This is a genomic window from Streptomyces sp. NRRL WC-3618 (assembly GCF_001280005.1).
In the GTDB taxonomy this organism is placed as follows: Bacteria; Actinomycetota; Actinomycetes; order Streptomycetales; family Streptomycetaceae; genus Streptomyces.
The window spans coordinates 1-543 of record NZ_LGDW01000286.1 but is presented as its reverse complement, the minus strand read 5'-3'; the positions used below and the strand labels follow the sequence as shown (position 1 = coordinate 543).

The 543-nt window shown below is 65.6% G+C and carries 1 pseudogene; it reads left to right on the top strand.

Going from position 1 to position 543, the window contains the following annotated elements:
- A pseudogene (locus ADL01_RS23045) lies at window positions 1-543 on the top strand (hypothetical protein); the annotation flags it as partial.

Here is a 543-nt window from a genome sequence, read left to right as displayed (position 1 = left end):
GGCGTGAGCAAGGTCGGCGGTGTCTTCTGCTGGCTCCGCGACAAGGTCATCAAGCCGGTCTGGGACGGCATCAAGAAGACCATCGGGACGGTGTACCGGGAGGGCATCAAGCCGATCTTCGAGGGGCTGAAGTCTGCGATACGCAAGGTGGCGGACTCCTTCGACACGGCCCGCAAGGGCATCGCGAAAGCCTGGAACAAGATCAAGTCGGCGACGAAGGCCCCGGTCAAGTGGGTCATCGACATCGTCTACAACAAGGGCATCGTCAAGTTGTGGAACTTGGCTGCCAAGGTCCTGCCCATCGACAAGCTCCAGCCCATGTCCCTCAAGGGCTGGAGCAGCGGCGGCTACACCGGCGACGGCGGGACCTACGAGCCCGCGGGCATCGTGCACCGCGGCGAGTACGTCACCAAGAAGACGTCGACCGCGGCGATCGAGCGCCGCCATCCGGGCGCGCTCGACTACATGAACCGCCACGGACGCCTGCCGGGCTACGCCAAGGGCGGCCTCGTCGGCGCCCACGGCGGAATCGGGGACTGGTTC